The organism is uncultured Phenylobacterium sp. (genome assembly GCF_902826855.1).
Classification (GTDB): domain Bacteria; phylum Pseudomonadota; class Alphaproteobacteria; order Caulobacterales; family Caulobacteraceae; genus Phenylobacterium.
In genome coordinates this window covers 5,172-6,320 of sequence record NZ_CADEGK010000240.1, presented here as the reverse complement: position 1 = coordinate 6,320, position 1,149 = coordinate 5,172, and the positions used below count along the sequence as shown (strand labels likewise).

The following is a 1,149-nucleotide window of genomic DNA, read 5'->3' as shown; positions in this document are numbered from 1 at the left end:
GGCGGCGAGCCCACTGCCCGTGACCAGCCGGTATCCCACGCGGGGGACCGTCTCCACCGCAAAGGCGCCTTCGCTGCGTTCCGCCAGCCTGCGCAGCTTCATCATCACGAGCGTAATGGCGTCCTCGCCCACCACGCGGCCGCCCCAGCAGCTGGCGATCAGGTCATCGCGGCTCACCACGGCGCCTCGGGCCCAGGCGAGTGCGACGAGCACCTGCATGACCCGCGGCTGCAGCACCTCGCGCCCGTGAGGAAACACGACCTCGCGCGTCGGCGGCCGCACGTCGAGCGCCCCTAGCGAAAACGCAGCTTGATGCGCCAGCTGCATCGAACTCCCGGTACGTCCAAGAAGAATCCCGTGGCGCGGCCCGTGCCGACCGCCGCCGGGACTGGACATAACACAACCTCCAGACGCCGCCACCGCTGACCTGACATTGCGCATGCGTGGCAATGATCGGCGAATGCTCGGGAAAAGATCGGCTCGGGCCCATGTCAGCGCGGATCGGCGGCTGGTCTTCTGACCCTGGGTTCCAATCGCTTTTTCAGGGACCGGGGGCAAACCCGACAGTTGGCTCCCCGTCCTGGCCCGGATGACGACGTTCGCCCCCGCGGGCGTCGCCGAAAGGGGGCTGCGCCTGTGCGGGTGCGGCCGGAGCAGGCGGAGCCTGTGTCGGGGCTCCCATCGAGAGGGTCTTGCCCGCCCGGTGTGACCGATCTGGACGGTCTGGGGAGAGCGTCTGGACCGGCTCGAGCCTCGGCGAGAGCCTGTGGGCCCCCTTAGCCCGCGGGCCACTTCTTTACCCCCGGTCTCATCCGAGATCGGGGGTCCTTTTTCCCGGGCGCTGGGTCCCGCTCGACGCTGCCGGCCGCCCGATGATTGCGATCAGTTCGGCCGACGCGCCACGTCGTGGACGAAGGCCCCCTCGGCGAAGATCTCGACCGCCTCACAGCCCGGGTGCCGTTCCAGCATCTCCTGCGCCTCGCGCAGGGCGTCGTCAAAGGCGCCGAGGACGCCGGCGTCAAGCGGCCGGCTCAGGTCTTCCCCCAGCGCACTGAGTGTGAATTGCATGGCTGTTCCCCCGAACATCCCGGGTCGTGCACTTTTCCCGGTTCTGCGAGATATCGTCATCGCCCGACGCAACGCCAGCAA

The 1,149-nt window shown here is 68.8% G+C and carries 1 protein-coding gene; it reads right to left on the bottom strand.

The genetic code is table 11. The features are described 5' to 3' along the window. The coding region (locus QZV94_RS22070) for a winged helix-turn-helix domain-containing protein (RefSeq protein ID WP_293682022.1) at positions 1-327 on the bottom strand (327 nt) is incomplete at its 3' end. Positions 328-1,149 lie beyond the last annotated feature (822 nt).